The 26,821-nt window shown below is 69.2% G+C and carries 24 protein-coding genes, 1 tRNA gene and 6 pseudogenes; 11 read left to right on the top strand and 20 right to left on the bottom strand.

The genetic code is table 11. The features are described 5' to 3' along the window. Positions 1–43 precede the first annotated feature (43 nt). The 3 genes from TY51_RS02285 to TY51_RS02275 form a co-directional block, all read right to left on the bottom strand. Positions 44–1,000, bottom strand: a complete 957-nt coding sequence (locus TY51_RS02285; RefSeq protein WP_052649674.1) for a calcium-binding protein — start codon at positions 998–1,000, stop codon at positions 44–46. A 196-nt stretch (positions 1,001–1,196) separates the two neighbouring features. Next, positions 1,197–1,322, bottom strand: coding sequence for a type B 50S ribosomal protein L36 (gene ykgO / locus TY51_RS02280; protein WP_042245282.1), 126 nt, complete (start codon positions 1,320–1,322; stop codon positions 1,197–1,199). A gap of 82 nt (positions 1,323–1,404) precedes the next feature. After that, positions 1,405–1,479, bottom strand: a tRNA-Val gene (locus TY51_RS02275). 155 nt (positions 1,480–1,634) lie between these two features. Here TY51_RS02275 and TY51_RS02270 point away from each other — a divergent pair. Both TY51_RS02270 and TY51_RS02265 read left to right on the top strand, forming a co-directional pair. Next, the gene (locus TY51_RS02270; protein ID WP_231558862.1) at positions 1,635–2,498 is read left to right on the top strand and encodes an N-formylglutamate amidohydrolase; all 864 of its coding nucleotides are present in this window, start codon (positions 1,635–1,637) and stop codon (positions 2,496–2,498) included. Beyond that, positions 2,495–2,905, top strand: a complete 411-nt coding sequence (locus TY51_RS02265; RefSeq protein ID WP_042245278.1) for an NUDIX hydrolase — start codon at positions 2,495–2,497, stop codon at positions 2,903–2,905. Before TY51_RS02270 ends, TY51_RS02265 begins: the two co-directional genes overlap by 4 nt. On the opposite strand, the gene TY51_RS02260 is transcribed toward TY51_RS02265, so the two are convergent. Both TY51_RS02260 and pyrF read right to left on the bottom strand, forming a co-directional pair. Then, positions 2,886–3,590 carry a DUF998 domain-containing protein gene (locus TY51_RS02260; RefSeq protein ID WP_042245275.1) on the bottom strand — a complete coding sequence of 235 codons (705 nt, stop codon included), beginning with the start codon at positions 3,588–3,590 and terminating at the stop codon, positions 2,886–2,888. The genes TY51_RS02265 and TY51_RS02260 overlap by 20 nt on opposite strands. A 48-nt stretch (positions 3,591–3,638) precedes the next feature. Continuing rightward, on the bottom strand, positions 3,639–4,319 hold the full coding sequence (pyrF, locus tag TY51_RS02255) for an orotidine-5'-phosphate decarboxylase (protein WP_042245360.1): 681 nt from the start codon (positions 4,317–4,319) through the stop codon (positions 3,639–3,641). A gap of 149 nt (positions 4,320–4,468) precedes the next feature. Between pyrF and clpB the strand changes: the two are divergent. Continuing rightward, a pseudogene (clpB, locus tag TY51_RS02250) lies at positions 4,469–7,104 on the top strand (ATP-dependent chaperone ClpB). A gap of 38 nt (positions 7,105–7,142) precedes the next feature. Here clpB and TY51_RS23895 read toward each other — a convergent pair. Then, positions 7,143–7,589 carry a 5'-methylthioadenosine/S-adenosylhomocysteine nucleosidase gene (locus TY51_RS23895; protein WP_197054606.1) on the bottom strand — a complete coding sequence of 149 codons (447 nt, stop codon included), beginning with the start codon at positions 7,587–7,589 and terminating at the stop codon, positions 7,143–7,145. Further along, on the bottom strand, positions 7,586–8,032 hold the full coding sequence (gene mtnN, locus TY51_RS23890) for a 5'-methylthioadenosine/S-adenosylhomocysteine nucleosidase (RefSeq protein ID WP_197054605.1): 447 nt from the start codon (positions 8,030–8,032) through the stop codon (positions 7,586–7,588). Before mtnN ends, TY51_RS23895 begins: the two co-directional genes overlap by 4 nt. 147 nt (positions 8,033–8,179) lie before the next feature. Between mtnN and TY51_RS02240 the strand changes: the two are divergent. The 3 genes and pseudogenes from TY51_RS02240 to msrA all read left to right on the top strand — a co-directional run bounded on the left by TY51_RS02240 (position 8,180) and on the right by msrA (position 10,161). Then, positions 8,180–9,147 (top strand): annotated as a pseudogene (locus TY51_RS02240) (NAD(P)H-dependent flavin oxidoreductase). Between the two features lie 65 nt (positions 9,148–9,212). After that, complete coding sequence (gene msrB / locus TY51_RS02235; RefSeq protein WP_042245269.1) at positions 9,213–9,662, top strand: peptide-methionine (R)-S-oxide reductase MsrB; 450 nt, start codon at positions 9,213–9,215, stop codon at positions 9,660–9,662. Then, positions 9,655–10,161 carry a peptide-methionine (S)-S-oxide reductase MsrA gene (gene msrA, locus TY51_RS02230; protein ID WP_042245266.1) on the top strand — a complete coding sequence of 169 codons (507 nt, stop codon included), beginning with the start codon at positions 9,655–9,657 and terminating at the stop codon, positions 10,159–10,161. Before msrB ends, msrA begins: the two co-directional genes overlap by 8 nt. Positions 10,162–10,255: 94 nt before the next feature. On the opposite strand, the gene TY51_RS02225 is transcribed toward msrA, so the two are convergent. The 6 genes and pseudogenes from TY51_RS02225 to kynU form a co-directional block, all read right to left on the bottom strand. Then, entirely contained in the window at positions 10,256–13,309 is a 3,054-nt protein-coding gene (locus TY51_RS02225) for an efflux RND transporter permease subunit (protein WP_042245263.1), read from the bottom strand. 75 nt (positions 13,310–13,384) lie between these two features. Continuing rightward, a complete protein-coding gene (locus tag TY51_RS23075; protein ID WP_052649673.1) occupies positions 13,385–13,819 on the bottom strand; it encodes an efflux RND transporter periplasmic adaptor subunit in 435 nt (144 codons plus the stop codon). Next, a complete protein-coding gene (locus TY51_RS23070; RefSeq protein WP_052649671.1) occupies positions 13,762–14,403 on the bottom strand; it encodes a hypothetical protein in 642 nt (213 codons plus the stop codon). Before TY51_RS23070 ends, TY51_RS23075 begins: the two co-directional genes overlap by 58 nt. After that, positions 14,400–14,936 carry an efflux RND transporter periplasmic adaptor subunit gene (locus TY51_RS19995; protein ID WP_052649670.1) on the bottom strand — a complete coding sequence of 179 codons (537 nt, stop codon included), beginning with the start codon at positions 14,934–14,936 and terminating at the stop codon, positions 14,400–14,402. Before TY51_RS19995 ends, TY51_RS23070 begins: the two co-directional genes overlap by 4 nt. 292 nt (positions 14,937–15,228) lie before the next feature. Then, positions 15,229–15,342: pseudogene (locus TY51_RS24470) on the bottom strand (efflux RND transporter periplasmic adaptor subunit); the annotation flags it as partial. Between the two features lie 193 nt (positions 15,343–15,535). Next, positions 15,536–16,723: a kynureninase gene (gene kynU / locus TY51_RS02210; protein ID WP_042245357.1), complete on the bottom strand. Its 1,188-nt coding sequence runs from the start codon at positions 16,721–16,723 to the stop codon at positions 15,536–15,538. 62 nt (positions 16,724–16,785) lie between these two features. Between kynU and TY51_RS02205 the strand changes: the two genes are divergently transcribed. Next, a complete protein-coding gene (locus TY51_RS02205; RefSeq protein ID WP_042245260.1) occupies positions 16,786–17,586 on the top strand; it encodes an alpha/beta hydrolase in 801 nt (266 codons plus the stop codon). On the opposite strand, the gene TY51_RS02200 is transcribed toward TY51_RS02205, so the two are convergent. Both TY51_RS02200 and TY51_RS02195 read right to left on the bottom strand, forming a co-directional pair. Next, positions 17,568–18,404 (bottom strand): aldo/keto reductase, encoded by an 837-nt coding sequence (locus tag TY51_RS02200; RefSeq protein ID WP_042245354.1) that lies wholly within the window; start codon positions 18,402–18,404, stop codon positions 17,568–17,570. The genes TY51_RS02205 and TY51_RS02200 overlap by 19 nt on opposite strands. Before the next feature lie 52 nt (positions 18,405–18,456). Further along, the gene (locus TY51_RS02195) at positions 18,457–18,927 is read right to left on the bottom strand and encodes a YbaK/EbsC family protein (RefSeq protein WP_042245258.1); all 471 of its coding nucleotides are present in this window, start codon (positions 18,925–18,927) and stop codon (positions 18,457–18,459) included. A 114-nt stretch (positions 18,928–19,041) separates the two neighbouring features. Between TY51_RS02195 and TY51_RS02190 the strand changes: the two genes are divergently transcribed. The 4 genes from TY51_RS02190 to bluB all read left to right on the top strand — a co-directional run bounded on the left by TY51_RS02190 (position 19,042) and on the right by bluB (position 22,182). Beyond that, positions 19,042–19,788: a DUF421 domain-containing protein gene (locus tag TY51_RS02190; RefSeq protein WP_052649668.1), complete on the top strand. Its 747-nt coding sequence runs from the start codon at positions 19,042–19,044 to the stop codon at positions 19,786–19,788. 3 nt (positions 19,789–19,791) lie between these two features. Further along, positions 19,792–20,124, top strand: coding sequence for a hypothetical protein (locus tag TY51_RS02185; RefSeq protein ID WP_042245254.1), 333 nt, complete (start codon positions 19,792–19,794; stop codon positions 20,122–20,124). Between the two features lie 118 nt (positions 20,125–20,242). Next, complete coding sequence (locus tag TY51_RS02180; RefSeq protein WP_156117833.1) at positions 20,243–21,511, top strand: lytic murein transglycosylase; 1,269 nt, start codon at positions 20,243–20,245, stop codon at positions 21,509–21,511. Further along, a complete protein-coding gene (gene bluB / locus TY51_RS02175; protein WP_042245251.1) occupies positions 21,508–22,182 on the top strand; it encodes a 5,6-dimethylbenzimidazole synthase in 675 nt (224 codons plus the stop codon). The genes TY51_RS02180 and bluB overlap by 4 nt, the downstream gene beginning before the upstream one ends. Here bluB and TY51_RS23065 read toward each other — a convergent pair. From TY51_RS23065 to gpmI, 5 genes and pseudogenes are all read right to left on the bottom strand, one after another. Beyond that, positions 22,179–22,640: pseudogene (locus TY51_RS23065) on the bottom strand (RNA pyrophosphohydrolase); the annotation flags it as partial. The gene bluB and the pseudogene TY51_RS23065 overlap by 4 nt on opposite strands. Positions 22,641–22,775: 135 nt before the next feature. Continuing rightward, positions 22,776–24,101, bottom strand: a pseudogene (locus TY51_RS02170) (S41 family peptidase); the annotation flags it as partial. A 16-nt stretch (positions 24,102–24,117) separates the two neighbouring features. Next, entirely contained in the window at positions 24,118–24,792 is a 675-nt protein-coding gene (locus TY51_RS23060; protein WP_231558861.1) for a murein hydrolase activator EnvC, read from the bottom strand. Next, on the bottom strand, positions 24,732–25,286 hold the full coding sequence (locus TY51_RS23055; protein ID WP_231558860.1) for a hypothetical protein: 555 nt from the start codon (positions 25,284–25,286) through the stop codon (positions 24,732–24,734). The genes TY51_RS23060 and TY51_RS23055 overlap by 61 nt, the downstream gene beginning before the upstream one ends. Beyond that, positions 25,283–26,796: pseudogene (gene gpmI / locus TY51_RS24465) on the bottom strand (2,3-bisphosphoglycerate-independent phosphoglycerate mutase). The gene TY51_RS23055 and the pseudogene gpmI overlap by 4 nt, the downstream one beginning before the upstream one ends. Between the last annotated feature and the right edge of the window lie 25 nt (positions 26,797–26,821).

Here is a 26,821-nt window from a genome sequence, read left to right as displayed (position 1 = left end):
GATGCGCGCGTCTAGCCCAGGTGGCGCCAAAAGGAAAGCCCGTTCAGCCGCCGATCGCCACGATGCGGACATCTTCAAGGCGCAGGGCCTCGGCGTTCAGCAGGCGGCCCACGGCCTGGCCGTTCACCTCCAGCAGCACGCTGCCGTCGTCATCCTCGCGCAGGGTCAGTTGCGCGTCCCGTGCGACCTGCGCGTCCAGATGCAGCACAAGCTGGTCGTGATCGCCGTGGAAATCGGCCAGCGTCGGGAACCCCTCATCGATCTGGCGCAGCACGAACGTATCGTCGCCGGCGTTGCCGGAGGCAAAGTCATGCGCGCCGGGCATCAGCGTGTCGTCACCCTCGCCGCCGTTCATCCAGACGGTCTCGGGGCCGTCATGGCCGATCAGCACGTCATTGCCAGCTCCTCCGTCCAGATCGTCGGTGCCACCGGTCGAGACCAGCAGGTCGTCGCCCTCATGGCCCGCCAGGACGTCGTTCCCCTCTCCGCCGAACAGCGAATCGTCGCCCTCGCCGCCCATCAGCGTGTCGTCGCCATCCTCTCCGAACAGCATGTCGTTGCCGCCCTGCCCCGCCAGCAGGTCGTCGCCCTCGCCGCCATAGATCAGGTCGTCCCCGCCGGGCCCATAGACCGCGTCCCCCTGGACCCAGTCATCGCCGGCCCCGGCCTCGATGGTGTCATTCCCCAGGCCGCCCCGCAGGTCGTCGGCGCCGCCATGACCGCGAATCAGATCGTCGCCGGGCGTCCCCATCAGGAAATCCAGGCCGTCCGACCCCTCGACCACGGATTCTTCCGGCTCGGGCTCCGGTTCAGGCTCGGGTTCGGCCTCCGGTTCAGCCTCCGGTTCGGGCATGGTGGGGGGCAGGCTCTCGCCGTCATCCTCCTCGGGCGCGGGGGTGTCGTCGTCGTGGTCGTCATCGGCCTGCCGGCTGGTCAGTGCGCTGACATCGACCATCATCCCGGCCATCAGCACGCCCAGAATCCCGCCCAGAATGATCATCGACCCCGACCCCGTTCACGACCGGCCCCATGCCGATGCCCTGATCCTAGCGCGCCTGTGCCCGGCATCGTACGGAAAAGTTGATAAAACCTTAACGCGGACGGCAATCAGGCATGAAAAAACCCGCCCTGTTCGGGGCGGGTGATCCTGTCGTTTCCGCGTGACCTGCCGGATGACCCGGCCAGGACCGCGCCGATCAGCCCTGACGGGCCTTGAAGCGGCGGTTGGTCTTGTTGATCACGTAGATGCGGCCCTTGCGGCGCACGACCTGGCAGTCGCGGTGCCGGCTCTTGAGCGAGCGGAGCGAGTTGCGAACCTTCATCGGTTTTCTCCATCGTCGCGGCGCGTCGCAGCCGCATTGGAAAACGAAATGCCCCCGACAAACGGCCGGGGGCGGCGAAAAATGGTGGGCGGTACTGGGATCGAACCAGTGGCCACTACGATGTCAACGTAGTGCTCTACCGCTGAGCTAACCGCCCGTTCCTTGGTGATTCCATCACGTTTCCTTGCGAAAACCCGGTGCAATCCCCTCGGTCCGCAGGTCTTTAGCCGAGGTCTCTGGGGTATTCAAGGCCTATCGGAGGGCTATTTTTCAGGTTTATATGCGAAGACGCGCCGGATGCCGAGGTCTGCCTTGTCCCAGCCTGATCTGCCCTATGTCGTGACCCGCCCCCGCCACTGGCTGTCGGGGGTGATCTTCGCGTCCCCGCATTCGGGCTGCGACTATCCCGACTGGTTCCTGCAGGGCACCCGCCTGCCCGTCCAGACCCTGCGATCGTCCGAAGATGCCTATATCGACCGCCTGATCGCGCCCGCCACGGCCTTTGGCGCGGTGACGCTGGCCGCGCGCATCCCGCGCTGCATCGTGGACCTGAACCGCGGCGCGGACGAGATCGACCCCCTGGTCGTGCGCGGCGTGCCCCGCCACCCGCTGAACCAGCGCACCCTGGCCGGGCTGGGGGTGATTCCCCGCGTGGTCAGCCAGGGCCGGGTGATTCACGACCGCCAGATCGACCGGGCCGAGGCCGACCGCCGCATCGACGCCTGCTGGCGACCCTATCACGCGGCCCTGTCCGGGCTGATCGCGCAGGCCCGCGCCCGATTCGGGCAGGCGATCCTGATCGACATGCACTCCATGCCCCATGACGCGCTGTCGCACCTGCAGGGCACGCGCCCCGACATGGTGCTGGGCAACCGTCACGGCCTGTCGGCGGCGGCGCGCATCTCGGACGCCGTCAGCACCGCGGTCGAGGCCGAGGGCTGGACCCTGCGCCGCAACGCGCCGTTCTCAGGCGCCTACATCTGTTCCGCCTATGGCCGCCCGGCCCAGAACGTCCATGTCGTCCAGCTGGAGATCGACCGCTCGCTCTATATGGACGAGGCGACGATCACCCCCCGCGCCGATTTCGACGACTTCGCGGCGCGAATCGCCCGGGTGATCGGCCGCCTGTCCGGTTTGGGCCAGGATCATTCGGGCGGGCGCGTCGCCGCGGAATGACCGACGCGGTCTTCAACGGTGCCAAGCTGCTGCTGACCCATGGCGACCGGCTGCTGACCTGTCTGCGCGACGATCGCGCCGACCTGCCCTTTCCCGCGCATTGGGACCTGCCCGGCGGCGGGCGCGAGGGGCCTGAGACGCCGGTTCAATGCGCCCTGCGCGAACTGGATGAGGAATTCGGCCTGCACCTGCCCCCGCAGGCGCTGACGGGCCGGGCGTTTCCGTCCCACGCCGCCCCCGGCATGGTGTCCTGGCTGTTCGCGAGCCGGATCAGCGCGGCCCAGATCGCCGCGATCCGGTTCGGGGACGAAGGTCAGGAATGGTGCATGATGCCGGTGGCCGACTATCTGGCCCATCCGCGCGCGATCCCGCATTTCCGCCGCTGGATCACCGCGATGCGGCCATGACGGCGCGGGTCAGCGGGCGCAGGCTGTCGCCCTTGACCGCCCAGCTGGTCGCGAAGGCGAAGGTGGCCGCCGTCTCCAGCCAGAAGACCGGGCGCAGGCGCGCCAGCGCATCGTCCAGCCCCGTCGCGAACAGCACCCCGATCAGGCCGATGCTGACGACGATCGTCCAGCCGCAGATGCGATAGATGCGGTTCGACGCGGCCTTTTCGGGGCTGTCCACGTCGCCCTTGACGAACAGCACCAGGCAGAACACCGCCAGCGCGCCAAAGAACAGCCCCGCCGCCGCGACATGGATCAGCGCCGACAGACCCGGCCCCGCGATGCATTCCAGCGCGGTGCACGGTCCGTCGGGCCCGTCGGTCGGCACCAGCGCGACCAGCGCGATGGACACCGCGGCCAGCCGCGCCATCGCCTTGTCGGTGATCCGTTCCCCGGCATTGGGGCGAAAACCCTCATAGCTCCACAGGAATACCGCCTGCGCGATCAGCGTACCGACGAACACCTCGCGCATGGGCGAATAGTAATAGGCCGAAATGCTGGTCCGCAGCGGTTCCGGCCAGAGCACCGCATAGGCGATCAGCGCCAGCGGCAGGAAATAGCCCAGGGCCCCGATGGCGCGGCGCACCGACAGAAAGGACAGGACCAGCTCGTTGCGGACCTTCTGCGCGCCGCCGTCATCGTCCATCGCCACCCCCGCGTTTCGCGCCATGCTGGGACGCGGGGGCGGCGCGCGTCAAGCCAGTTCGGCCAGGATCGCCTGCGCCGCGGCGCGCGGTTCGGCGGCCTGCCAGATCGGGCGGCCGACAACGATGTGATCGACGCCCGCCGCGATGGCCGATGCGGGCGTCTCGACCCGCTTCTGATCGCCCAGGGCCGCACCCGCGGGGCGCACGCCCGGCGTCACGATCAGGCGCGATCCCGGCAGGGCGCGGATGTCGGCGGCCTCGCGCGGGGAGCAGATGATGCCGTCTGCGCCCGCCTCGAAGGCGCGGGCGGCGCGTTCGACGGTGATCTGATGCAGATCGCCCGCCTGCATCATGCCTGCGTCCAGGTCGGCCCGGTCCAGCGATGTCAGGATGGTCACGCCCAGGATCTTCAGGTTCGACCCCGCAGCCCCCTGTTTCGCCGCCGCCACCACATGCGGGTCGCCATGCACGGTCAGGAAATCCAGGTCGAACTGCGCCAGGCCCCGCACCGCGGCCTCGACCGTGGCACCGATGTCGAACAGCTTCATGTCCAGGAAGATGCGCTTGCCGTGCTCCTGCTTCAGCTCCATCGCCAGGGCCAGCCCGCCGCCGGTCAGCATGCCCAGCCCGATCTTGTAGAAGCCCACGGCATCGCCAAGCCTGCCGGCCAGGTCCATCCCCGCCACGGCATTCGGCACGTCCAGCGCCACGATCAGCCGGTCATCCATCATCCGTCCCCTGTCTTTGTTCCGCAGGCCTTATGGCACGCTTGAAACCACCCCGCGACCCCCCCAAATCTGACCTATCAGACCCGGACCGGGGGCGTGCCGCAACAGGGCGCCATCAGCACGGGGGCTTTGCAAAAGGAGTACTGCCGATGAACATGGAAAAGTTCACGGAACGGTCGCGCGGCTTCCTGCAATCCGCCCAGACCATCGCGATCCGCGAGAACCAGCAGCGCGTGATGCCCGAGCATCTTCTTAAGGCGCTGATGGATGACGACCAGGGCCTTGCCTCGAACCTGATCACCCGCGCGGGCGGCGACGCCAAGCGCGTGCGCGAGGCGGTGGACGCAGCCGTGGCGAAACAGCCCAAGGTCAGCGGATCGGGCAGCGGTCAGGTCTATGTCGACCCGTCGCTGGTCCGCGTGCTGGACGAGGCCGAGTCCGTGGCCAAGAAGGCCGGCGACAGTTTCGTGCCCGCCGAACGGGTGCTGATGGCGCTGGCAATGGTCAACACCAATGCCCGCGACGCGCTGACCGCTGGCAAGGTCAATGCGCAGGCGCTGAACGCGGCCATCACCGACATCCGCAAGGGTCGCACCGCCGACACCGCATCGGCCGAGGATACCTATGAGGCGCTGGAGAAATACGCCCGCGACCTGACCCAGGCCGCCCGCGACGGCAAGATCGACCCGATCATCGGCCGCGACGAAGAGATCCGCCGCGCCATGCAGGTCCTGTCGCGGCGCACCAAGAACAACCCCGTGCTGATCGGCGAACCCGGCGTCGGCAAGACCGCCATCGCCGAAGGCCTGGCCCTGCGCATCATCGACGGCGACGTGCCCGAAAGCCTGCGCAACAAGCGCCTGATGGCGCTGGACATGGGCGCGCTGATCGCGGGCGCGAAATATCGCGGCGATTTCGAGGAGCGGCTGAAGTCGATCCTGAAGGAGATCGAGACCGCCGCCGGCGAGATCATCCTGTTCATCGACGAGCTGCACACGCTGGTCGGCGCGGGAAAGGGCGACGGCGCGATGGATGCCGCGAACCTGATCAAGCCTGCGCTGGCGCGCGGAGAGCTGCACTGCGTCGGCGCCACGACCCTGGACGAATACCGCAAGTATATCGAAAAGGATGCGGCGCTGGCCCGGCGTTTCCAGCCCGTGCTGGTCGAGGAGCCGACGGTCGAGGACACGATCAGCATCCTGCGCGGCATCAAGGAAAAATACGAACTGCACCACGGCGTGCGGATCAGCGACGCGGCCCTGGTCGCGGCGGCGACGCTGTCGCACCGCTATATCACCGACCGCTTCCTGCCCGACAAGGCGATCGACCTGATGGACGAGGCGGCCAGCCGCCTTCGGATGGAGGTCGACAGCAAGCCCGAGGAGCTGGACCAGCTGGATCGCCAGATCCTGCAGCTGCAGATCGAGGCCGAGGCCCTGAAAAAGGAGGACGACGCGGCCTCCAAGGACCGGCTGGAGCGGCTGGAGAAGGACCTGTCCGGCCTGCAGGAGCGCAGCGCCGAGATGACCGCCCGCTGGCAGGCCGAGCGCGACAAGCTGCAGGGGTCGCGCGACCTCAAGGAACAGCTGGACCGCGCCCGCGCCGACCTGGACCAGGCCAAGCGCGAGGGCAACCTGGCCCGCGCCGGAGAGCTGTCCTATGGCGTCATCCCCGGCCTTGAAAAGCAGCTGGCCGAGGCCGAGAACGGCGGCGCCGACGGGTTGATGGTCGAGGAGGCCGTCCGCCCCGAACAGATCGCCGAGGTCGTCGAGCGCTGGACCGGCATCCCGACCAGCAAGATGCTGGAAGGCCAGCGCGACAAGCTGCTCAAGATGGAGGAACAGATCGGCAAGCGCGTCATCGGTCAGGCCGAGGCTGTCACGGCGGTGTCGAACGCCGTCCGCCGGTCGCGTGCCGGTCTGAACGACGAGGATCGGCCCTTGGGGTCGTTCCTGTTCCTGGGCCCCACCGGCGTCGGCAAGACGGAACTGACCAAGGCGCTGGCCGAATACATGTTCGACGATGACAGCGCGATGGTCCGCATCGACATGTCCGAGTTCATGGAAAAGCATTCCGTGGCCCGGCTGATCGGCGCGCCTCCGGGCTATGTCGGCTATGACGAGGGCGGCGTGCTGACCGAGGCCGTGCGGCGCAGGCCCTATCAGGTGATCCTGTTCGACGAGGTCGAAAAGGCACATCCGGATGTGTTCAACGTGCTGCTGCAGGTGCTGGATGACGGGGTGCTGACCGACGGTCAGGGCCGGACGGTGGACTTCAAGCAGACGCTGATCATCCTGACCTCGAACCTGGGCTCTCAGGCGCTGTCGCACCTGCCCGAGGAGGCCGATGCGTCAGATGCCCGCCATCAGGTGATGGAGGCGGTGCGCGGTCACTTCCGCCCCGAATTCCTGAACCGCCTGGACGAGATCATCATCTTCCGCCGCCTGTCGCGGACGAACATGGACGGGATCGTCAAGGTGCAGATGGCGCGGCTGGAGAAGCGTCTTGCGGGTCGCAAGATCACGCTGGACGTGGACGACGCCGCGCGGATGTGGCTGGCCGATCAGGGCTATGACCCGGTCTTTGGCGCGCGCCCGCTGAAGCGCGTGATCCAGCGCGCGTTGCAGGACCCCTTGGCGGAACTGCTGCTGTCCGGAGAGGTGCTGGACGGCGCGACGGTCACGGTCAGCGCCAGCCCCGAAGGCTGCTGGTCGGCGACCGCGTAGGCCATGCCGGGCCGCGCCTCGGCGCGATCGGCGAAGGCCCGCGTCCAAAGGTCCACTAGGGAAGACGGCCCCCGGAGCGATCCGGGGGCCTTTTCCATCAGGGCATCTCGGCAAGGAAGGCCTTGACCAGCGCCGCCGAATTCTCGGAGGCCAGCGACATGAAGACGCCCATCTCGTTCTCGCCCTCGCCGCCGCCGGCCAGGTCGGACAGCGACCGGAAGGCGATGAACGGCACCTGGTTCGACCAGGCCACCTGCGCCACGGCGGCCGATTCCATGTCCACCACCTGCGCCTCGAAGGTCGTGGACAGCCAGTCGCGCACCCCCGCATTGTCCATGAAGGACGACCCCGACACGCCGTTCCCGCCGACGCGGATCTGCGGGGCCGTGGTCAGACAGTCGTTGTCGGCGTTGCACTCGGCCAGATCGGTCGCCTCGGCCACGCGGGCCGCAACCTCCAGCAGGGCCGGGTCGGACGGGAACCAGAACCGCGTCTCGGGCGCGCCCCGGTCGGATGCCACGGTCGTCTCACGGGTATAGATCATGTCGTAATTCGGAAAGGGCGAGTCCAGGAACCCCGGCAGGGCGAAGCATCCTCGGTCCGGCGCGCCATCACCGTCTCCAGCCACTGGCCCCACTGGTCGGCCACGACCACGTCGCCGATGTTCAGCGCCGGATCGACGCCGCCCGCGATGCCGGAAAACACGATCGCCTCGATGTCGAACCGCTCCAGCGCCATCTGCGTGGTCATGGCCGCGTTGACCATCGACACGCCCGACAGGAACAGCACGACCTCCTGCCCCGACAGGGTGCCGGTGATGAACTCAGTGCCGTTGATGGTCTGGGTTTCCGCGCCCTCAAGGTCGGCCTGCAGGCTGATCCATTCAGGCTCGAAGGCCGACATGACGGCGATGCGGGACGTGTCGTCCGGGGTCTGCGCGGCCAAGGGCGCGGCGCTCAGCATCAGGGCAAGGGCGGGACGGATCATGGGGCGGGCCTTTCACGATGTGCAATTCCGCCCCCGGCTTACGCCGCGGAACCCACGATGGCCAGAGGTCCGGCCCTGTCGCCGCGTCACGGCTTGCCCGCTGCCCAAGGCGCGGGCATCGTGGCGCAAATCCAAGGGAGAACATTCATGCTGCCACCGATCCTGCAGGGCCTGCGCATTCCGGTCGTCGCCTCGCCCATGTTCATCGTCTCGGGGCCCGATCTGGTCATCGCGCAATGCAAGGCGGGCATCGTCGGCAGCTTTCCGGCGCTGAACGCGCGCGAGGGTGAGGGAGAGCCGTCCCTGCTGGACGCCTGGCTGACCCGGATCGAGGAGGAACTGGACCGCCACAACCAGGCGAACCCGGACAACCCCGCCGCCCCCTTCGCGGTCAACCAGATCGTGCATCGCAGCAACGCGCGCCTGGAGCGCGACATCGAGATCTGTCACCGCCACAAGGTGCCGATTTGGATCACCTCCCTTGGCGCGCGGGTCGAGGTGAACCAGGCCGCCCATGACTGCGGCGGCATCGCGCTGCATGACGTGATCAACAACTTTTCGCGAAAAAGGCCGTGGAAAAGGGCGCCGACGGGCTGATAGCGGTCGCGGCGGGCGCGGGCGGGCATGCGGGGCCGCAATCGCCCTTTGCCCTGATCCAGGAGATCCGCGAGTGGTTCGACGGGCCGCTGCTGCTGTCGGGGTCGATCGCCACGGGGCGCGCGGTGCTGGCGGCGCAAGTGATGGGGGCGGATCTGGCCTATATCGGCAGCCCCTTCATCGCGACCGAGGAGGCGAATGCCCAACCCGACTACAAGCAGATGATCGTGGACAGCACGGCGGCCGACATCGTCACCTCGTCGCTGTTCACGGGGGTGTCGGGCAATTATCTGGCGCCGTCGATCCGCAAGGCGGGGCTGGACCCGGACAACCTGGCGGGGGCGGATGCCAGCGCGATGAACTTTGGCGACGGATCGTCGAAACCCAAGGCCTGGTCCACGATCTGGGGCGCGGGTCAGGGCATCGGCGCGGTGCGCGCGGTGGAACCGGCGGGCGTGCGCATCGACCGGCTGGCTGCGGAATATCAAGCCGCGAAAGAGGCCGTTTCGCGCCTGTGACCTTTGCGGATGGGGGGAACGCTTCCCATATAAGGGATCGAACCGTCCCATCCGTGGAGGACCAGATGGCCTATGAGAAAACCCCCGACGCGATCGCCCGGCTGACCCCGGAGCAGTATCGCGTGACGCAGGAGAATGGCACCGAGCGGGCCTTCACCGGCGAATACGACCACCATTTCGACGCCGGCATCTATGTCGATGTCGTGTCCAGAGAGCCGCTGTTCGTCAGCGGCACGAAATACAATTCCGGCTGCGGCTGGCCGGCCTTCACCAAGCCCATCGCGGACAACGTGACCGAGCATCGCGATGTCAGCCACGGCATGGTGCGTGTCGAGGTGCGGTCCAAGCACGGCGACAGCCATCTGGGCCACGTCTTCCCGGACGGGCCGCAGGATCAGGGCGGGCTGCGCTATTGCATCAATTCGGCATCTCTGCGGTTCATTCCCAAGGACCGGATGGAGGCCGAGGGCTATGGCGACTATCTGTCCCAGGTCGAGGAGGCGCGTCATGACTGAGCGCGCCGTTCTGGCCGGAGGCTGTTTCTGGGGCATGCAGGATCTGATCCGGCGCATGTCGGGCGTGACCGCGACCCGCGTGGGCTATTCCGGCGGTGACATCCCCAACGCCACCTATCGCAACCACGGCACCCATGCCGAGGCGATCGAGATCATGTTCGACCCGGACCTGATCAGCTATCGCCGCCTGCTGGAGTTCTTTTTCCAGATCCACGATCCGTCCACGCCGAACCGGCAGGGCAACGACATCGGGCCGGGCTATCGGTCGGCGATCTATTTCGTGGACGATGCGCAGAAGCAGGTCGCGATGGACACGATCGCGGATGTGGATGCCTCCGGCATCTGGCCGGGCCGCGTGGTGACCGAGGTCGAGCCGGTGGGCGATTTCTGGGAGGCCGAGCCCGAGCATCAGGATTACCTGGAGCGGTTCCCCAACGGCTATACCTGCCATTTCCCGCGCCCCCGTTGGGTCCTGCCCAAACGCGACGCGGCCGAATGACGAGAAGGCGCCCCGGAACCTGGTTCCGGGGCGCCTTTTTGCGTCCCGCGACGGCCGGGGGGCTGCCGCCCCCCGGACCCCCCGCATCCGCCGATCAGGGCCGGGGCGGCCTGACACGGAACACCGCGCAGTACAGCGCGGGCACGAAGACCAGCGTGACCAGCGTGCCGGCGATGATGCCGCCCATCATCGCATAGGCCATCGGTCCCCAGAACACCTGCCGCGAGATCGGGATCAGCGCCAGCGACGCCGCCGCGGCGGTCAGCAGGATCGGCCGGGCGCGGCTGTCCGAGGCCTCGAACACGGCATCCCACTGGCTGCGGCCCTTGGTCAACAGGACCTGGATCTCGTGGACCAGGATGACCGAATTGCGGATCAGGATGCCGATCAGCGCCAGGATCCCCAGGATCGCCACGAAGCCCATCGGCACGCCGAAAGGCACCAGCACCGCCACCACGCCGATCAGGCCCAGGGGCGCGGCGGCGATCACCACCAGCGACATCCGAAAGCTTTGCATCTGCGCCATGACCAGCACGGCCATGATCAGCAGCATCACCGGCACGACCGCGGCGATGGGCGCCTGGCTGTCGGCCGAGGTCTCGACGCTGCCGCCGACCTCGATGCGGACGTCGGGGGGCAGGGTCGCCTGGTACTCGGCCACCTGCGCGGCCAGTGCGGTGACCAGCGTCGCGGGCTGATCGACGGTGGCGATGGCGGCCTTGACCGTGACGGTGGGCAGGCCGTTCCGCTGCATGATCAGCGGCTGTTCGGACCCGTATTCCAGCCGCACCAGCGCGGCCAGCGGCACCGTCCGTCCATCCGCCAGGTTCAGTTGCAGGTTGCGGATCGAATCCAGCGACTGGCGGTCGTCGGCCACGCCGCGGGCCACCACGTCGATCAGGAAGATGTCGTCGCGCAGCTGCGTCACGCTGGTGCCGCTGAACAGCGCCGTCAGGGCCTGGGCAATGTCCTGGCTGGTCACGCCCAACTGGCGCGCCTGGTCCTGGTCCACGACCAGGCGGACCATGCGCGCGGGTTCGTTCCAGTCCAGCGCGATGTCGCGCAGGCGCGGCTCGGACGCGATCAGCGTGGCCAGGCCCTGTGCCGCGTCGCGGGCGGCGTCGGTGTCGGGGCTGGTCACGCGGTACTGGACAGGCTTGCCCACGGGGGGGCCGATCTCCAGGTTCTTGACATAGATGTCGACGCCGGGGAATTCCGCCGCGGCCAGCGCGTTCAGCCGTGTCTTGACGCGGTCGCGGGCCTCCAGGTCGGGGGTCTGGATCACGATCTGACCCATATGCGGACCCGCGGTCGGCACGTCCATCGACAGCACGAACCGCGGCGCCCCCTGCCCCACATAGGACGTCCAGAACAGCACGTCGTCATCGCCCGCAAGGCTGGCCTCCAGCCGGTCCATGTCGGCGCGGGTGCGCGCGATGGAGGCGTTCTGGCGTTCGGTGATGTCGACCAGCACCTCGGTCCGGTCCGAGGTCGGGAAGAACTGCTGTTCCACGAACCGCATCCCCCAGACCGATGTCGCAAAGATCGCCAGGGTCACCGCGATGGTCAGCCATTTCAGCCGCATCGCCGCCCGCAGCAGGCCGTGAAAGCCCCGGCGCAGACGGCCCGGACCCTTGTGGCCGTGGCCCATGTCCGCGCGCAGGAACGTGACGCCCAGCAGCGGCGCGAACAGCACCGCCACGATCCAGGACACGACCAGCGACACCGCGATCACCACGAACAGCGAGAAGGTGAATTCGCCCGCCGCCGAACTGTTCAGGCCGATAGGGATGAACCCCGCGACCGTCACCAGCGTCCCCGTCAGCATCGGAAACGCGATCGAGGTCCAGGCATAGCTGGCCGCATCGGTCAGCGACTCCCCGATCTCCAGCCGTGAGATCATCGTCTCGATCGCGATCATCGCGTCGTCGACCAACAGGCCCAACGCGATGATCAGCGCGCCCAGAGAGATCCGCTGCAGCGTGATGCCGTACAGGTCCAGGATGACAAAGGTGATCGCCAGGCACAGCGGGATCGTCAGGGTCACCACCAGCCCCGCCCGCAGGCCCAGGCTGATGAAGCTGACGACCAGCACGATGGCCACGGCCTCGGCCAGGGCCTTGACAAAATGGCCCACGGCATCTTCGACCACATGGGGTTGGTCGGCGAATTTCGCCATCTCGATGCCGATGGGCAGGTCGGCGGCGATGCGGTCCATCAGCGTTTCCAACTCAGCGCCGAATTCCAGGATGTTGTCGCCCTGCCGCATGCCGATCTGCAGCCCGATGGCGGGCTGCCCGTTATAGCGGAACAGCGATTGCGGCGGGTCCTGATAACCGCGGGTGATCGTCGCCACGTCGCCCAGGTTGAAGAACCGCTCTCCGACGCGCAGGTTCACGGCCTCGATGGAGTCCGCCCCGTCGAACTGGCCGCCGATGCGCACCAGGATGCGTTCCGGGCCCGCCTGGATCACGCCCGACGGCGCGATCGCGTTCTGCTGGGCAAGGGTCTGGATCACCTGCGCCTGGTTCAGGCCCAGGGCCGCCAGCCGTGCGGCGGAAAACTCCAGGAACACCTGCTCGTCCTGCACGCCCAGCAGCTCGGTCTTGCCGGCGGCGTCCAGGGCGGCCACCTGGCGGCGGATCGTCTCGACCCGGTCGCGCAACTCGCGCGGGGTGAACCCGTCGGCGGTGAAGGCATAGATGTTGCCGAACACGTCGCCGAAATTGTCGTTGAACTGAAAGCCCGCGAATTCCTGGGGGAATTCGGGGCGGATGTCGCCCATCATCTGGCGGACGCGCTTCCACACCTCGGGGACGGCGGGGCCGCGGATGGTGGGGTCCAGCTCGACATAGACGACCGCTTGGCCGGGCGTGGTGACGGACCGGGTAAAGTCCAGCTCGTCCAGCTCCTCCAGCTTGGTCTCGATGCGGGTGGTGACCTGGGTCAGCGTCTCGTCGATGGTCGCGCCGGGCAGGGCCGCGCCGATGATCATCGTCTTGATGGTGAAATCCGGGTCTTCCTCGCGGCCCAGGTTCAGATAGCTGATGGTGCCCGCGACCATCGACACGATCAGCAGGAACCAGACGAAACTGCGGTGCTTCAGCGCCCAGTCGGACAGGTTGAAGCGGGTCTTGGGGGTGCTCACGGCTCCAGCCTCCGGCCGACGGGCTGGCCGGGGGCCAGGGATTTCACGCCGCGGATCACGATCTCGTCGCCCGCGTCAAGGCCGTGGGTGATGGACACGCGCCCGCGAAGGGGCGGCCGCCTGCACGGGGGCCTGTTCGACCCGCGCGCCCGCATCATCGCGGATCACCCGCCAGACAAAGGGCAGGCTGTCGGTCGCGACCAGCGCCTCGGCCGGCAGCGACAGGGACGGCGCGTCGACGGTGCCGAACCGCGCCCGGACCAGCGCGCCAAGGCGGAACGGCGCGTCGGGCGGCAGGGTCAGGTACAGCCGCCGCGTGCGGGTCGCGCTGTCGGCGATGGGGTCGACCCGGTCCAGCGTGGCCGCAACCTCGACGTCGGGGTCGCTGCGGTGCCAGACGGTGAAATCGGCGCCCGGCGCCAGCCCGGCCAGTGCCTGTTCCGGCAGGTCGATCACCACCTCGGGGGTGTCCTGGGCGGACAGCTGGACCACGGGCGCGCCCGCATCCACCACCGCGCCCGGCGCCTCGAAGACCGCGCTGACGACGCCGGCAAAGGCGCGGTCATGCGGGCGAAACCCTCGGCATCCTCGGCCTGCAGCAGCTGCGACCGGGCCTGCTCGACCGCGGCGGCAGCGGCGCTGGCGGCCTGCTGGGCCTGTTCCAGCTGCGCGTCCGACGCGACGTTGCGCTCGGCCAGCGCCTGCGTGCGCTCCAGCGTCGCGCGCGCGGTGCGGTCTTGCACGTCGGCGGCATCGACCGCGGCGCGGGCGGCACGGGTGGTCGCGGCCAGATCGTCGGTGGACAGCTGCGCAAGCAGGTCGCCCGCGGCCACCTGGTCGCCCAGATCGACGGGGCGCGCGATCATCCGGCCCAGGGTCTGAAAGCCCAGCTGGACCTGGGTGCGGGCCTCGACCACGCCGGGGATCCAGCGGGCGTCCATCCCGCGGTCGTCCACGATCACGCTGACCACCGGGCGCGGCGGGCCGGGGGGCTCCTCGGCCTGACCGCCGAATCCCAGCCAGTCGGGCAGCGACAGCGCCGACGCCGGCCCGCAGGCCAGCGCCAGGGCTGCGGCAAGGGCCAGCGCCCTCATGGCGCGTCCCCCTCGACCGGCTGCACGCGGCGCCCGGGATACAGCAGCTGCGCCCCGTCGCCCACGACCCGCTGGCCGTCCGACAGCCCGTCGGACACGAAGATCGTGCCATCCGCGAAATGGTTGATGACCACCTTGGTCAGCGCCACGCGCCCCTCGTCGTCGACCACCCAGACCGCCGGATCGTCGCCCGACCGCATCAGGGCGGTCCAGGGGACGACCACGCCCTGTTCCATCGCCATGCTCAGATGCCCGCGCACCGACGCGCCCAGCAGCACGGTCCCGGCATTGGGCGTCAGCAGACGCGCGCGCACGGTCACCGTGCCGGTCTGCGGATCGACCAGCGGCGCGATCTCGGTCACGGTGCCGACCATGTCGGGGCGGTCGACGTCCAGCGTCTCCATCCGCACGTCGCGGCCCAGGATGTCGCGCAGCAGCGGATCGTCGGGGGCGTGGAACACCGCCTCCAGCCCGGACAGCGCGGCCAGCGTCAGCACCGGCTGCGCGGCGGCGACCACCTGGCCGGGGGCCACCGACTTGGCGGTGACGACCGCCTGTTCGGGGGGCGCGCAGCACGGCGTCGTCCACGGCGCGGCGGGCCTGCTCGACCGCGGTCTCGGCGCGTTCCAGCGCGCCTTGCGTCTGGGACAGCGCCTGTTCCGCCTGATCGGCCGCCGCCCGCGTGCCGACCCCGCGCGACAGCAGCGCATCGGCCCGTTCGCGCGCCTGCCGCGCCTGGTCGCTGCCCGCCTGCGCGGCGGCCAGACCCGCCAGCGCCACGTTCAGCGCCTGGTCCTGCTGGACCGCATTCAGCCGCGCCAAGGGCTGGCCCGCGACCACGCGGTCGCCCTCGGACACCAGCACCTCGGTCACGCGGCCGCCCTGGCGAAAGCCCAGCTCCAGCGTGTCGATGGCCTCGATCGCACCGGACAGCTGCATGTCGCGGTCCAGGGGCTGGGTGCGGGCGGTCACGATGCGCACCCGGATGTCGTCGGGGGCGGCTTGTGCCGCCGCCAGCGCGGGAATCATCATGACAAGGGCAAGGGGCAGCATCTTGAACATCGGAACCGATCCACGACATCTGTGGCTCAATCTGTCGACGGTTTTCACCGACTTGGGAAGCCCTCTTACCCTAGGTCACGGCGGCCTTGCGATGGAATTCCGCGCTGTCCCAGCTGCCGTCGCGCAGGATGCGGGCCAAGGTGTCCACCGCCTGCGACACGTCGTCCAGATCGTTGTACAGCGGCGCGAACCCGAACCGCAGCACGTCGGGCGCGCGGAAATCGCCCACCACCCCCGCCGCGATCAGCGCCTGCATCACGGCATATCCCTGCGGATGGCGGAACCCCACCTGCGATCCGCGCCGCAGCGGGTCGCGCGGGCTGTTCAGCACCAGGTCGGGGCAGGCCGCCTCGACTCCCGCGATGAACGCCTCGGTCAGTTCGATCGACCGCGCCCGCAGCGCGGCCATGTCGACCATGTCCCAGATGTCCAGCGACGCCTCCAGCGCGCTCAGCGCGATGACCGGGGGCGTGCCCACGCGCATCCGCTCGATCCCCGGGGCGGGGCGGTATTCCTGGTCAAAGGCAAAAGGCGCGGCATGGCCCATCCAGCCCTGCAGGATGGGTTCCGCGACCTCGGCATGGCGCGGATGCGTCCAGATGAAGGCCGGCGCCCCCGGCCCGCCGTTCAGGTATTTATAGGTGCAGCCCACCGCGAAATCGGCATCCGCGCCCAGCAGGTCGACATCGACCGCCCCCGCCGAATGTGCCAGATCCCAGATCGCCAGCGCGCCGGCCTCATGCGCCCGCGCGGTCAGGGCCGGCATGTCGTGACGGCGTCCGGTGCGGTAATCGACCTCGGTCAGCATCAGCACGGCCAGATCGGGGCCGATGGCCGCCTCGACCGCCTCCGGCTCCACCACGCGCAGGGTCGCACCCAGGGCGCGCGCGATCCCCTCGGCCACGTACAGGTCCGACGGAAAGTTGCCGCTGTCCGACAGGATCACACGCCGGTCGGGCCGCAGCGCCAGCGCCGCGCTCACCGCCTGGAACACCTTGATCGACAGGGTGTCGCCCATGACCACCTGCCCCTCTCCCGCGCCGATCAGCCGCGCGATGCGGTCGCCGACCTTGCGCGGCTGGACATACCAGCCCGCCTTGTTCCAGCCGGTGATCAGCATCTGGGACCATTCGTCGGCCATCATCGTTGCGACCCGGTCGGCGGCGGCGCGCGGCATCGGCCCCAGCGAATTGCCGTCCAGATAGGTCATGCCCTCGGGCAGATGGAATGCGGCGCGGGTCTTGGTGAAATCGGTCATCATGGGCTCCCTCTTGACGCGACGATAGCGCCGCGATTGGCTGCCCGAAAGAGGGGGAACCGATGCTGTATCAGATCACCGATTGGGACGACGCCTATGCCAACGGCGCGCATATCCCGCATGCCGACACCTATGTCCCCCGCTGGACCGAAGCCGCGGCGGCCTTTCGCGCCGCCCATCCGCCTCAGGACCTGGGCCGCGGGCACCTGTTCCTGCCGGACGATACGCCCCGCGGGCTGATGGTATTCATCCATGGCGGCTACTGGATGCGGTTCGACCCGACGCTGTGGTCGCATCTGGCAGCGGGCGCGCTGGCGGCGGGCTGGGCCTGCGCGATGCCCGGCTATCCGCTGGCGCCGGACGCGCGCATCGCGGACATGACCCGGATCGTGGCCGACCAGATCGCGCAGGCGGCGGCGCAGGTCGCAGGCCCAATCGCGCTGACGGGCCATTCGGCGGGCGGTCATCTGGCGGCGCGGATGATCTGTCCGGGGGTGCTGCCCGACGCCGTGGCCACACGCGTCACCGCCTGCGTGCCGATCTCTCCGCTGACCGACCTGCGCCCGCTGCTGCGCACCGCGATGAACGACACGCTGCGTCTGGACGCGGCGGAATCCGTCGCGGAAAGCCCTGCCCTGCTGGAACCCCGCGCGGGCATCCCGGTCACCACCTGGGTCGGGGGGGCCGAACGCCCCGAATTCATCCGCCACGCACGGCTGCTGGCGAATGTCTGGGCGGGGCTGGGCGTGGCGACCGACTGCGTCATCGACCCCGGCCGCCACCATTTCGACGTGATCGAGGGACTGGCGGACCCCGCCAGCCCCCTGATGCGCCGACTGCTGGATCAGATCGCGCCGCGATAATCGAATTCGTCCGGGTCCGGCCCGGTGCGATGGCCGCGGTCCAGCGCGTCGATGGCCGACATCTCCTCGGGCGTCAGGGTGAAATCCAGCACGTCGAAATTCTCGGCCAGGCGTTCGGGCTTTTCCGACTTCGGAATGACCGACAGCCCGTGCTGGATGTGCCAGCGCAGGATCACCTGCGCGACCGTCCGGCCCGTGCGCGCGGCTGCGTCGTGGATCGCGGGCGCGTCAAAGCTGTCGCCGCGGCCCAAGGGGGTCCAGCTTTGCGTGACGATGCCCAGCTGCTTGTCGACCGCCCGCATCCGTTCCTGCGTCAGCGACGGGTGCAGCTCGATCTGGTTCAGCGCGGGGGCCACGCCGGTCTCGTCGATCAGGCGGCGCAGATGCGGCTCGTGGAAATTGGCGACCCCGATCGACCGCACGCGACCCTCGTCGCGCAGGCGGATCAGCGCCTTCCACGTGTCGACATAGGCGTCCAGCGCCGGCAACGGCCAGTGGATCAGGTACAGGTCCAGATAATCCAGCCCGCACCGCTCCATCGTCGCATCGAACGCCCGCAGCGCGGCGTCATGGCCCTGCGCATCGTTCCACAGCTTGGAGGTGACAAAGATCTGGTCCCGCGCGACGCCGCTGTCGCGCACGCCTGCGCCCATCCCGGCCTCGTTCTTGTAGGCGGCGGCGCCGTCGATCAGGCGGTATCCCATGCGCAGTGCCTCGGCCACGACGGCGGGGGTGGCCGCATCGTCGATCTGCCAGATGCCGGTGCCCAGCTGGGGCATGGTCCGGCCGTCGTTCAGGGTCATCATCGGTTGGGTCATCGCGTCTTCCTTGTGGCTGTCGCGACCCAACGCCCGCGACCGGCGCATGGGTTCATGCGACAAACTTTCCCGGCTGCGCCCCGGTCACCGCCTGCAGCCGGTCGGGCGCGATGGCAAAGACATGGCGCGGCGTCCCCGCCGCCGCCCAGACCTGCGCGAAATCGGCCAGCCGCGGGTCCAGGAACGCGCGCAGCGGCGTCAGGTGCCCCACCGGCGCCACGCCCCCGATGGCAAAGCCCGTCCGCGCCCGCACCAATGCCGCATCGGCCCGGCCCAACGGCTCCCCGGCCAGCGCCGCGGCCTTGTCGGGATCGACCCGGTTGCCGCCCGCGGTCAGGAACAGCAGCACCTGCCCGCTGTCCATGCCGTGAAAGATGATCGACTTGGCGATCTGGTCCAGCGCGCAGCCGACCGCATCGGCGGCCTCGGCGGCGGTGCGGGTGCTCCCCGGCATCTCGCGGATGTCGACCGCGATCCCCGCCGCATCCAGGGCCGCGCGGACCCGCGCCAGACTGTCGCTCATCGCATGCCTCCCGCCACTGCTGCGCGAACCTAGCGGGCGGGACGGGGCGGCGGAACCCCCCGGTCCGGGCACGGTTATAGGCTGTGCAGCATTCCCTGCCGCGAAAGGCCATTCATGGACCAGCCGGTCATCCCCTTCGATCTTGCCCGGATGTTCCTTGGCGATCACCCGCCCCTGTTCTATGCCGAGATCCTGGTCCGCACCGTGCTGGTCTATGTCTATGCGCTGCTGATGATCCGCTGGATCGGCGGGCGCGGCGTGGCCCAGCTGTCGATGGTGGAATTCCTGCTGGTCATCGCCCTGGGCTCGGCGGTGGGCGACGCGATGTTCTATCCCGACGTGCCGCTGCTGGCGGCGATGGCGGTCATCACCGTCGTCGTCGCGCTGAACAAGGTGCTGGACCGGCTGATCGTGCGGTTCGACCGGGCCAAGCGCATCATCGACGGCCGCCCCGTGGCGCTGGTCCTGGACGGGCGCATCCTGCCCGATGCGGCGTCCCACCGCGACCTGGGCCTGGCCGAGATCAAGGCGATGCTGCGCCTTGCGGGCGTGTCGAACCTGGGCGAACTGCGCGCCGCCTATCTGGAGGCCGGGGGCGGCCTGTCGGTCTTTCGCCGCGCCGAACCACGGCCGGGCCTGTCGCTGCTGCCGCCCGAACATCTGGTGAACGGCCCGCCGCTGCCCGCAAAGGCGCTTGCGATGGACGGATGGACATGCTGTTGCCTGTGCGGCGCGCCAGCCGGCGCCCAGATCATCGCCACCCGTGCGCCCTGCCCCGAATGCGGCAACCGCATGTGGCAGGCCCCCGAATGGCCCGAAGGGGCCGACAGCGCCCAAGGCGGCGCCAAACCGATGGAGTAAGCCATGAAGGTCTTCACGCTGGTCGTCGAACTGGGCAGACGGGCGGGCGACGGTCTGCCCAAGGGCGCGACCGGGGCGGGCCTGGTCTGCTATGCCGCGGGCCATGACGAACCCGAGGCGGTGCGCGAAACCGTGGCGATCCTGAAACAGGCCGACATGGCCCCGCTGGACGTCACCGGATACGGCACGCTGGACGAACGCCTGGCCGACGGGCACGAGATCGACGACGCGGAACGTGCGCTGATGGACCGCGCGCTGGCCGAAAACTCGGTCATCATCGCGCAGATGACGCCCTGGTTCGGAGAGGCGCCGGACCCGGAATCGCTGCTGCACTAAGCGCGCCCGCGCCCTACCCAAGCGAGAGTGGTTCGTCTAGACTGCACGTGGAAGACCAAATCCGGGCCATCAAGATCCGGGCAAACAAACCTCGGCAGTCCAATACAGGCGATCCACAATGAGCTTTACCCGCATTCTTCTGTCCACCACCCTGATCGGCGCGCTGGCGGCCTGCGCGTCGCCGGTGTCGCGCATGCCCGCCGCGGGCGGTCCCCGCGCCCCCGCCGACGTCACCGTGACCCCGATCCCGGCCGCAGCCCCCGGCGACGAGGCCGGCCTGCAGCAGTTCGTCCAGCAGTTCCGCGCCCGCGCCCTGTCGTCGGGCGTGTCCGGTCCGACCTATGACCGCGCCATGGCGCTGGCCCGCTACAACCCCGACGTGATCCGACTGGACCGCCGCCAGGCCGAATTCTCGCGCCCGGTCTGGCTGTACCTGGACAGCGCCGTGTCCGACGTGCGCATCACCACCGGCCGCCAGAAGCTGGCGCAGCTGAACCCCGTCCTGGCCCGGATCGAGGCGCAGTACGGCGTCCCGCGCGAAATCGTGCTGGCGGTCTGGGGGATGGAATCGAACTTCGGCGCCAACCGCGGCCGGATGCAGGTGATCCCGTCGCTGGCAACGCTGGCCTATGACGGCCGCCGCGGAGAGATGTTCCAGAACCAGCTGATCGCCGCCCTGCAGATCCTGCAGGCGGGCGACACCGACCCCCAGCACATGCTGGGCAGCTGGGCGGGCGCGATGGGCCACACCCAGTTCATGCCGACCTCCTATCTGGAATACGCGGTCGACTTCACCGGCGACGGCCGCCGCGACATCTGGTCCGAGGATCCGACCGATTCGCTGGCCTCCACCGCGGCCTATCTGGCCCGCAGCGGCTGGCAGCGCGGCGCGACCTGGGGGGCCGAGGTGCAGCTGCCCGCCAACTTCAACATGGGCCTGATCGGCAAGGGCACCCGCCGGTCGGCAGGCGACTGGTCGGCACAGGGCGTGCGCACGATGGGTGGCGGCGGCCTGCCGTCGGGCAACGGCTCGATCATCATGCCGGCGGGGGCACGGGGGCCCGCGTTCTTCATCACCGACAACTTCCGCGCGATCCTGCGCTATAACAACTCGGACAACTACGCCTTGGGCGTGGCCTATCTGGGCGAACGCATCGCCAGCCGTTCGGGCATCCAGGGCGCCTGGCCGCGCCAGGACCGCGCCCTGTCCACCGGCGAACGCCAGGAGATCCAGCAGCGGCTGGCCCAGCGCGGCTTCTATCAGGGTGAAATCGACGGGCTGTTCGGCTCGGCCACGATGGAATCGGTCTCGGCCTTCCAGCGGTCCATCGGCGTGACGCCGGACGGCTATCCGACCTCGATCCTGCTGGACCAGCTGCGCCGGTGACCGACGACGACGGCCTCGCCCCGGCGGGGCCGTTCTCTCCTGCGGAACGCGCGGCGGTCTATCGCGCGATCCGCGAACGCCGCGACGTGCGCGGCCAGTTCCGCCCCGACCTGGTCGATCCCGCGACCCTGCGCCGCCTGCTCCAGGCGGCGCATGACGCGCCCTCGGTCGGGCTGTCGCAACCCTGGAACTTCATCCTGATCCGCGACGCCGCCCTGCGCGGGCGCATCCACGACGCCTTCGCATCCGCCAATGCCGATGCCGCGACCCGCTTTCCCGACCGCAAGGCGCTCTATTCGTCGCTGAAGCTGGAGGGCATCCTGCAGGCCCCGGTCAACCTGTGCATCACCTGCGACCGCACCCGCGGCGGCGACCATGTGCTGGGCCGCACCCACGATCCGGCGACCGACCTCTATTCCACGGCCTGCGCGGTGCAGAACCTGTGGCTGGCCGCGCGGGCCGAAGGCATCGGCGTGGGCTGGGTCAGCATCTTCCGCCAGGACGACCTGCGCCGGCTGCTGCACCTGCCCGACCATGTCGTGCCGGTGGCCTATCTGTGCATCGGCCATGTCACCGAACTGTACCGCCAGCCCGAACTGCAAAGCCGGGGCTGGGCCACGCGCCTGCCGCTGGACGACCTGATCCTGCAGGACCGCTGGCCTGCGCCCTAGGCCAGGTGGGCGCGGAATGCGCCCAGCACCTCGGCATAGACGGCACGCTTGAACGGCACGATGCTGTCCAGCACGTCCTCGGCCCGCATCCATTGCCACCGGTCGAATTCGGGATGCGCGGTGTCGATGCGGACGTCCTCATCCGTGCCCAGGAACCGCAGCGCCAGCCATTTCTGGCACTGGCCCCCGAACCGCCCCTTCCAGATCCGGCCGACCATTTCGGGCGGCAGGTCGTAAAAGACCCAGTCCGGCGTCTCGTCCAGCACCTCGACCAACGACGGGTCGATGCCCGTCTCCTCGGTCAGCTCGCGCAGGGCTGCCTGACGCGGGGTCTCTCCGTCGTCGATGCCGCCCTGGGGCATCTGCCATGCGGGCGGCTGGTCGGGGTTGCGGTCGATCCGGCGCCCGGCAAAGACCATGCCCCGGTCGTCGATCAGAACCACGCCCGCGCAGGGCCGGTACGGCAGGCCGCCCGGCCCCATGCGTCCATCCATCGGATCAGCCTGGTCGGGGGCGGCCTCGGCCCCCTCGCCCGCGCCTTCGCCGGTCACCGCCGGGGTCGCCTCGGCCGGCACCTGGTCGGCGCGGAAATTGACCGCGGCCAGACCCTTCAGCACGTCGACCGCATAGGCCAGCTGGTAATCCTCCTCGCGCAGCGCGGCGGTCGCCTCGACCTCGGCGGCCTCGGTCTCCATCTGCTCGCGCATCTCGTCGCTGACATCGTTGCCCAAGGCACCGCGCAGGTCGGCCTCGGACCGGCTGAAGTCGCTGTTGCTGCGGGCTTCCTCCTCCTCGGCCTCGGGGGCCGGGGCGGGCTGGGCCACCAGGATGTCGGGCTGCACGCCCAAGGCCTGGATCGACCGGCCCGACGGGGTGAAATACCGCGCCGTGGTCAGGCGGATGGCGCTGTCGGCGGTCACCGGCATGACCGTCTGGACCGAGCCCTTGCCGAACGACTTCTCGCCCACGACGATGGCCCGGCGATGGTCCTGCAACGCGCCCGCGACGATCTCGGACGCGCTGGCCGAACCGCCGTTGATCAGCACGACCATCGGCTTGCCCTCGGCCAGATCGCCGGCCTCGGCGTTCCAGCGTTCGCTCTCCTCGGGGTTGCGGCCGCGGGTGCTGACGATCTCTCCGGCGTCCAGGAACGCGTCGCTGACGCTGATCGCCTGGTTCAGCAGACCGCCCGGATTGTTGCGCAGGTCCAGCACGAACCCGGTCACGCGGTCGATCCCGCCCGCCTCCTCGACGGCCTTGGCCAGTTCCGCCTCAAGCGTGTCCTGGGTCTCGTCGTTGAAGGTCGACACGCGCAGCACGACCGCATGGCCTTCGACGCGACTGCGCACCACGGTCAGCTTGATCGTGTCGCGAGACATGGACAGATCGAACGGCTCGCTCTCGCCCTCGCGCAGGATGGTGATGGTGATCTCGGACCCGATGGGGCCGCGCATCATCTCGACCGCGTCGTCCAACGGCAGGCCCAGCAGCGATTCGCCGTTCACATGGGTGATGAAATCGCCCGGCTGGACGCCCGCATTGGCGGCGGGGGTGTCGTCGATGGGGGCCACGACCTTTACCAGACCCTCCTCCTGGCTGACCTCGATCCCCAGGCCGCCAAAGCTGCCGCGGGTCTGGGTCTGCATGTCGGAATAGTCGTCCGCCGACAGAAAGCTGGAATGCGGATCAAGCGAGGTCAGCATGCCGTTGATGGCGGCCTCGATCAGGTCCTTGTCCTCGGGCGCCTCGACATAGTCGGTGCGGATACGCTCGAAGATGTTCCCGAACAGCTCCAGCTGCTGATAGACAGAGGTGTTCCCCTCGGCCGTCTCCTGCGCCAGCAGCGGACCGGCGATCTGCGTGGTGGCCAGGGCTCCGGCCAGAACGCCCCCCAGGCCTGCGATCAGATAATGTCTCATGGCGGTCTTTCCTGCCTCAGTCCTGTTGCGGCTCGACGACGGGATTCAGCACGAACCAGTCGGCGGGGTCCAGCGTTTCATTGCCCTGGCGCAGTTCCAGATACAGCGTCTCGCTGCGTCCGGCGTCGGCGCCCTGGGCGGCATCGGCGACGAATTGCGACCCGAACTCCTGGGCGGGGGCCTCGGCCCCTCCCATCAGGCCCACGGGATCGTTCGCGGCAAGCACGTCTCCCACTTCTCCAAAGACCTGGGACAGGCCTGCAAAGATCATAAGATAGCCGCGCGCGGGCTCGACGATCATCACATTGCCGTAATCCAGGAACGGCCCGCGATAGCGGATTGTCGCAGGCCACGGCGTCTGGACCAGCGCCGCGGGGGCGGTGGCGATGATCCAACCGGGACGGCTGACCCCCGCCGCATCAGGTTCCTGGTACGGGCGCAGCACGGTCCCCACCACCGGCAGGGCCAGGCTGCCCTGCGCGCCCTCGAAATCGTCCATGGGCGCGCCCACGTCCTTTTCCATCCGCGCGATGCCGGTCGCGAAATCGTCCAGGCTCTGCGCGGCGGCGCGCAACTCCTGCAGCTCCTCGGGGTCCTCGGCATATCGCGCGGGCATGGAGCTGCGGTCGGTCACGGCGCTGGCCAGCAGGCGCCGCGCCTCCTGGACGCTGTCCAGGCCGCTGCCCAGCATGCCGGCGGCGTTCGACTGCAACTGGCGGACGGTGGCGATCTCGTCCAGGTCCGCCTGCAGGGCCTCGGCCTCGGCCCGCAGGCCGGGGGTGCGCCCGACAGGATCATCCCCGACCGCGCATTGGCCAGCGCCCCCGCCGGATGCAGCAGCATCGTCGATTCAGGGCTCTGCTGCAGCGCGGTCATCGCGCCCAAGACGCGGGCCAGCTGGTCGCGCTGCGCCTCGAACCGGTCGCGCAGCTCGGCCTCGCGGCCGCTTGCCTGGCGCAGACCGCCGCGCAGGGCGGCCAGGCCCAGCTCGTATCCGCGGATCACCTCGGTCAGGGCCACGACCTGATCGTCGGCGCTGACCGCTTGGGCCAGCTGGCCGATGGCCGCGCGCAACAGCGCGGCGGCAGCCTCGGCATCGGCCACCGCCTGGTTGGCGGGGCTGGTCTGCGCAAAGGCCGGACCGGCAAGGGCGGCGCACAGCGCCAGGACAAGACGTGCGTTCATCGGACGATCAGGCTTTCCCCGGTCATGTCGGCGGGCTGTTCCAGCCCCATCAGCGCCAGGACCGTGGGCGCCAGATCGGGCAGCCGCCCGTCGCGCAGGCCACGGACGCCCGGCGCGCCATAGGCGATGACCGGCACCGGGTTCAGCGTATGCGCCGTGTGCGGCCCGCCCGTCACCGGGTCGATCATCTGTTCGCAATTGCCGTGATCGGCGCAGATCACCGCCGCCCCGCCCACGGCGTCCAGCGCCGCCAGCATGCGGCCCAGACCACGGTCCACCGCCTCGCAGGCGCGGGCGGCGGCGTCCAGGTTGCCGGTGTGGCCGACCATGTCGGGGTTGGCATAGTTCACGACGATCAGATCGTAGCCCTGCCCGATCACCTCGACCAGCTTGTCGGTCACAGCGACCGATGCCATCTCGGGCGCCAGGTCATAGGTCGCGACCTTGGGGCTTTGCGGCATGTGGCGGTCCTCGCCGGGTTCGGGCGTTTCCTTGCCGCCGTTCAGGAAGAAGGTGACGTGCGGGTATTTCTCGGTCTCGGCCAGGCGGAACTGGCGCAACCCCTGGGCCGCGACCCAGGCGCCAGGGTGTTCTGCACCTGCCGCTTTGGAAAGGCCGCCTGCATGAAGCTGTCGTGGCGGGTCGAATAATCGACCATGCCCAGCATCGCGGCCCAGGCGGGCCGGGCTGCCGCGTCGAACCCGTCGAACACCGGATCACCCAGGGCCGACAGGACCTCGCGCGCACGGTCGGCGCGGAAGTTCAGGCAGAACACCCCGTCCCCGTCCTGCGCCCCCGCATAGCCGCCGATGACAAAGGGCGGCACGAACTCGTCCATCTCGCCCCGCGCATGGGCCGTGGCGATGGCGGTCGCGGCGTCGGGCGCGGCCTCTCCGCGTGCCTCGACGATGGCATCGAAGGCCAGCCGCACGCGGTCCCAGCGGCTGTCGCGGTCCAGCGCGAAATACCGCCCGATCACGGTGCCGATCCGCGCCCCCGCAGGCAGCCCCGCCTGCAGCGTCGCCAGGAAACCCGGCGCCGAATCGGGGGCCACGTCGCGCCCGTCGGTGATCGCGTGGATCACCACCGGCACGCCCGCCCCGGCCACCGCCCGCGCGGCGGCCAGCACATGGACGATATGCCCGTGCACGCCACCATCGGAAATGACCCCCAGCAGATGCGCGGTCCCGCCCGTGGCCTTCAGCCGGTCGATGAACGCCAGCAGCGGCGCGTTGCGGCCAAAGCTGCCATCCTCGATCGCCAGATCGATCGCGCCCAGATCCATCGCGACCACGCGTCCGGCGCCGATATTGGTGTGGCCCACCTCGGAATTGCCCATCTGGCCGCGCGGCAGGCCCACGTCGGGACCATGGGTCACCAGCGTCGCATGCGGGCACTCGCGCATCAGGCGGTCAAAATTCGGGGTCGCCGCCCGGTCGGGGGCGCTTTGTTCGGGGCGATTGGACAGGCCCCAGCCGTCAAGAATGCACAGGATCACGGGTTTGGTCATCGGAGCCTCGCAGTTTTGCCCTTAC

It is taken from the genome of Paracoccus sp. PAMC 22219 (genome assembly GCF_000787695.1).
Classification (GTDB): domain Bacteria; phylum Pseudomonadota; class Alphaproteobacteria; order Rhodobacterales; family Rhodobacteraceae; genus Paracoccus.
The sequence above is the reverse complement of the archived record's forward strand: the minus strand, read 5'-3'. Positions and strand labels throughout refer to the sequence as shown.

Excerpts from the sequence above, each read along its gene's own strand:
- kynU (WP_042245357.1), bottom strand. The coding sequence starts at position 16,723 with ATGACCGATTTCACCAAGACCCGCGCCGCATTCCATCTGCCCGAGGGC.
- mtnN (WP_197054605.1), bottom strand. The coding sequence starts at position 8,032 with ATGATCCGTCCCGCCCTTGCCCTGATGCTGAGCGCCGCGCCCTTGGCC.
- TY51_RS23895 (WP_197054606.1), bottom strand. The coding sequence starts at position 7,589 with ATGATCTATACCCGTGAGACGACCGTGGCATCCGACCGGGGCGCGCCC.
- msrB (WP_042245269.1), top strand. The coding sequence starts at position 9,213 with ATGGCCTATGAGAAAACCCCCGACGCGATCGCCCGGCTGACCCCGGAG.
- TY51_RS23055 (WP_231558860.1), bottom strand. The coding sequence starts at position 25,286 with ATGAACGCACGTCTTGTCCTGGCGCTGTGCGCCGCCCTTGCCGGTCCG.
- TY51_RS23060 (WP_231558861.1), bottom strand. The coding sequence starts at position 24,792 with ATGCTGGGCAGCGGCCTGGACAGCGTCCAGGAGGCGCGGCGCCTGCTG.
- pyrF (WP_042245360.1), bottom strand. The coding sequence starts at position 4,319 with ATGGATGACCGGCTGATCGTGGCGCTGGACGTGCCGAATGCCGTGGCG.
- TY51_RS02205 (WP_042245260.1), top strand. The coding sequence starts at position 16,786 with ATGCTGTATCAGATCACCGATTGGGACGACGCCTATGCCAACGGCGCG.
- msrA (WP_042245266.1), top strand. The coding sequence starts at position 9,655 with ATGACTGAGCGCGCCGTTCTGGCCGGAGGCTGTTTCTGGGGCATGCAG.
- ykgO (WP_042245282.1), bottom strand. The coding sequence starts at position 1,322 with ATGAAGGTTCGCAACTCGCTCCGCTCGCTCAAGAGCCGGCACCGCGAC.
- TY51_RS02265 (WP_042245278.1), top strand. The coding sequence starts at position 2,495 with ATGACCGACGCGGTCTTCAACGGTGCCAAGCTGCTGCTGACCCATGGC.
- TY51_RS02260 (WP_042245275.1), bottom strand. The coding sequence starts at position 3,590 with ATGGACGATGACGGCGGCGCGCAGAAGGTCCGCAACGAGCTGGTCCTG.
- TY51_RS23070 (WP_052649671.1), bottom strand. The coding sequence starts at position 14,403 with ATGAGGGCGCTGGCCCTTGCCGCAGCCCTGGCGCTGGCCTGCGGGCCG.
- TY51_RS02190 (WP_052649668.1), top strand. The coding sequence starts at position 19,042 with ATGGACCAGCCGGTCATCCCCTTCGATCTTGCCCGGATGTTCCTTGGC.
- TY51_RS02185 (WP_042245254.1), top strand. The coding sequence starts at position 19,792 with ATGAAGGTCTTCACGCTGGTCGTCGAACTGGGCAGACGGGCGGGCGAC.
- TY51_RS02285 (WP_052649674.1), bottom strand. The coding sequence starts at position 1,000 with ATGATCATTCTGGGCGGGATTCTGGGCGTGCTGATGGCCGGGATGATG.
- TY51_RS02180 (WP_156117833.1), top strand. The coding sequence starts at position 20,243 with ATGAGCTTTACCCGCATTCTTCTGTCCACCACCCTGATCGGCGCGCTG.
- TY51_RS02200 (WP_042245354.1), bottom strand. The coding sequence starts at position 18,404 with ATGACCCAACCGATGATGACCCTGAACGACGGCCGGACCATGCCCCAG.
- TY51_RS02195 (WP_042245258.1), bottom strand. The coding sequence starts at position 18,927 with ATGAGCGACAGTCTGGCGCGGGTCCGCGCGGCCCTGGATGCGGCGGGG.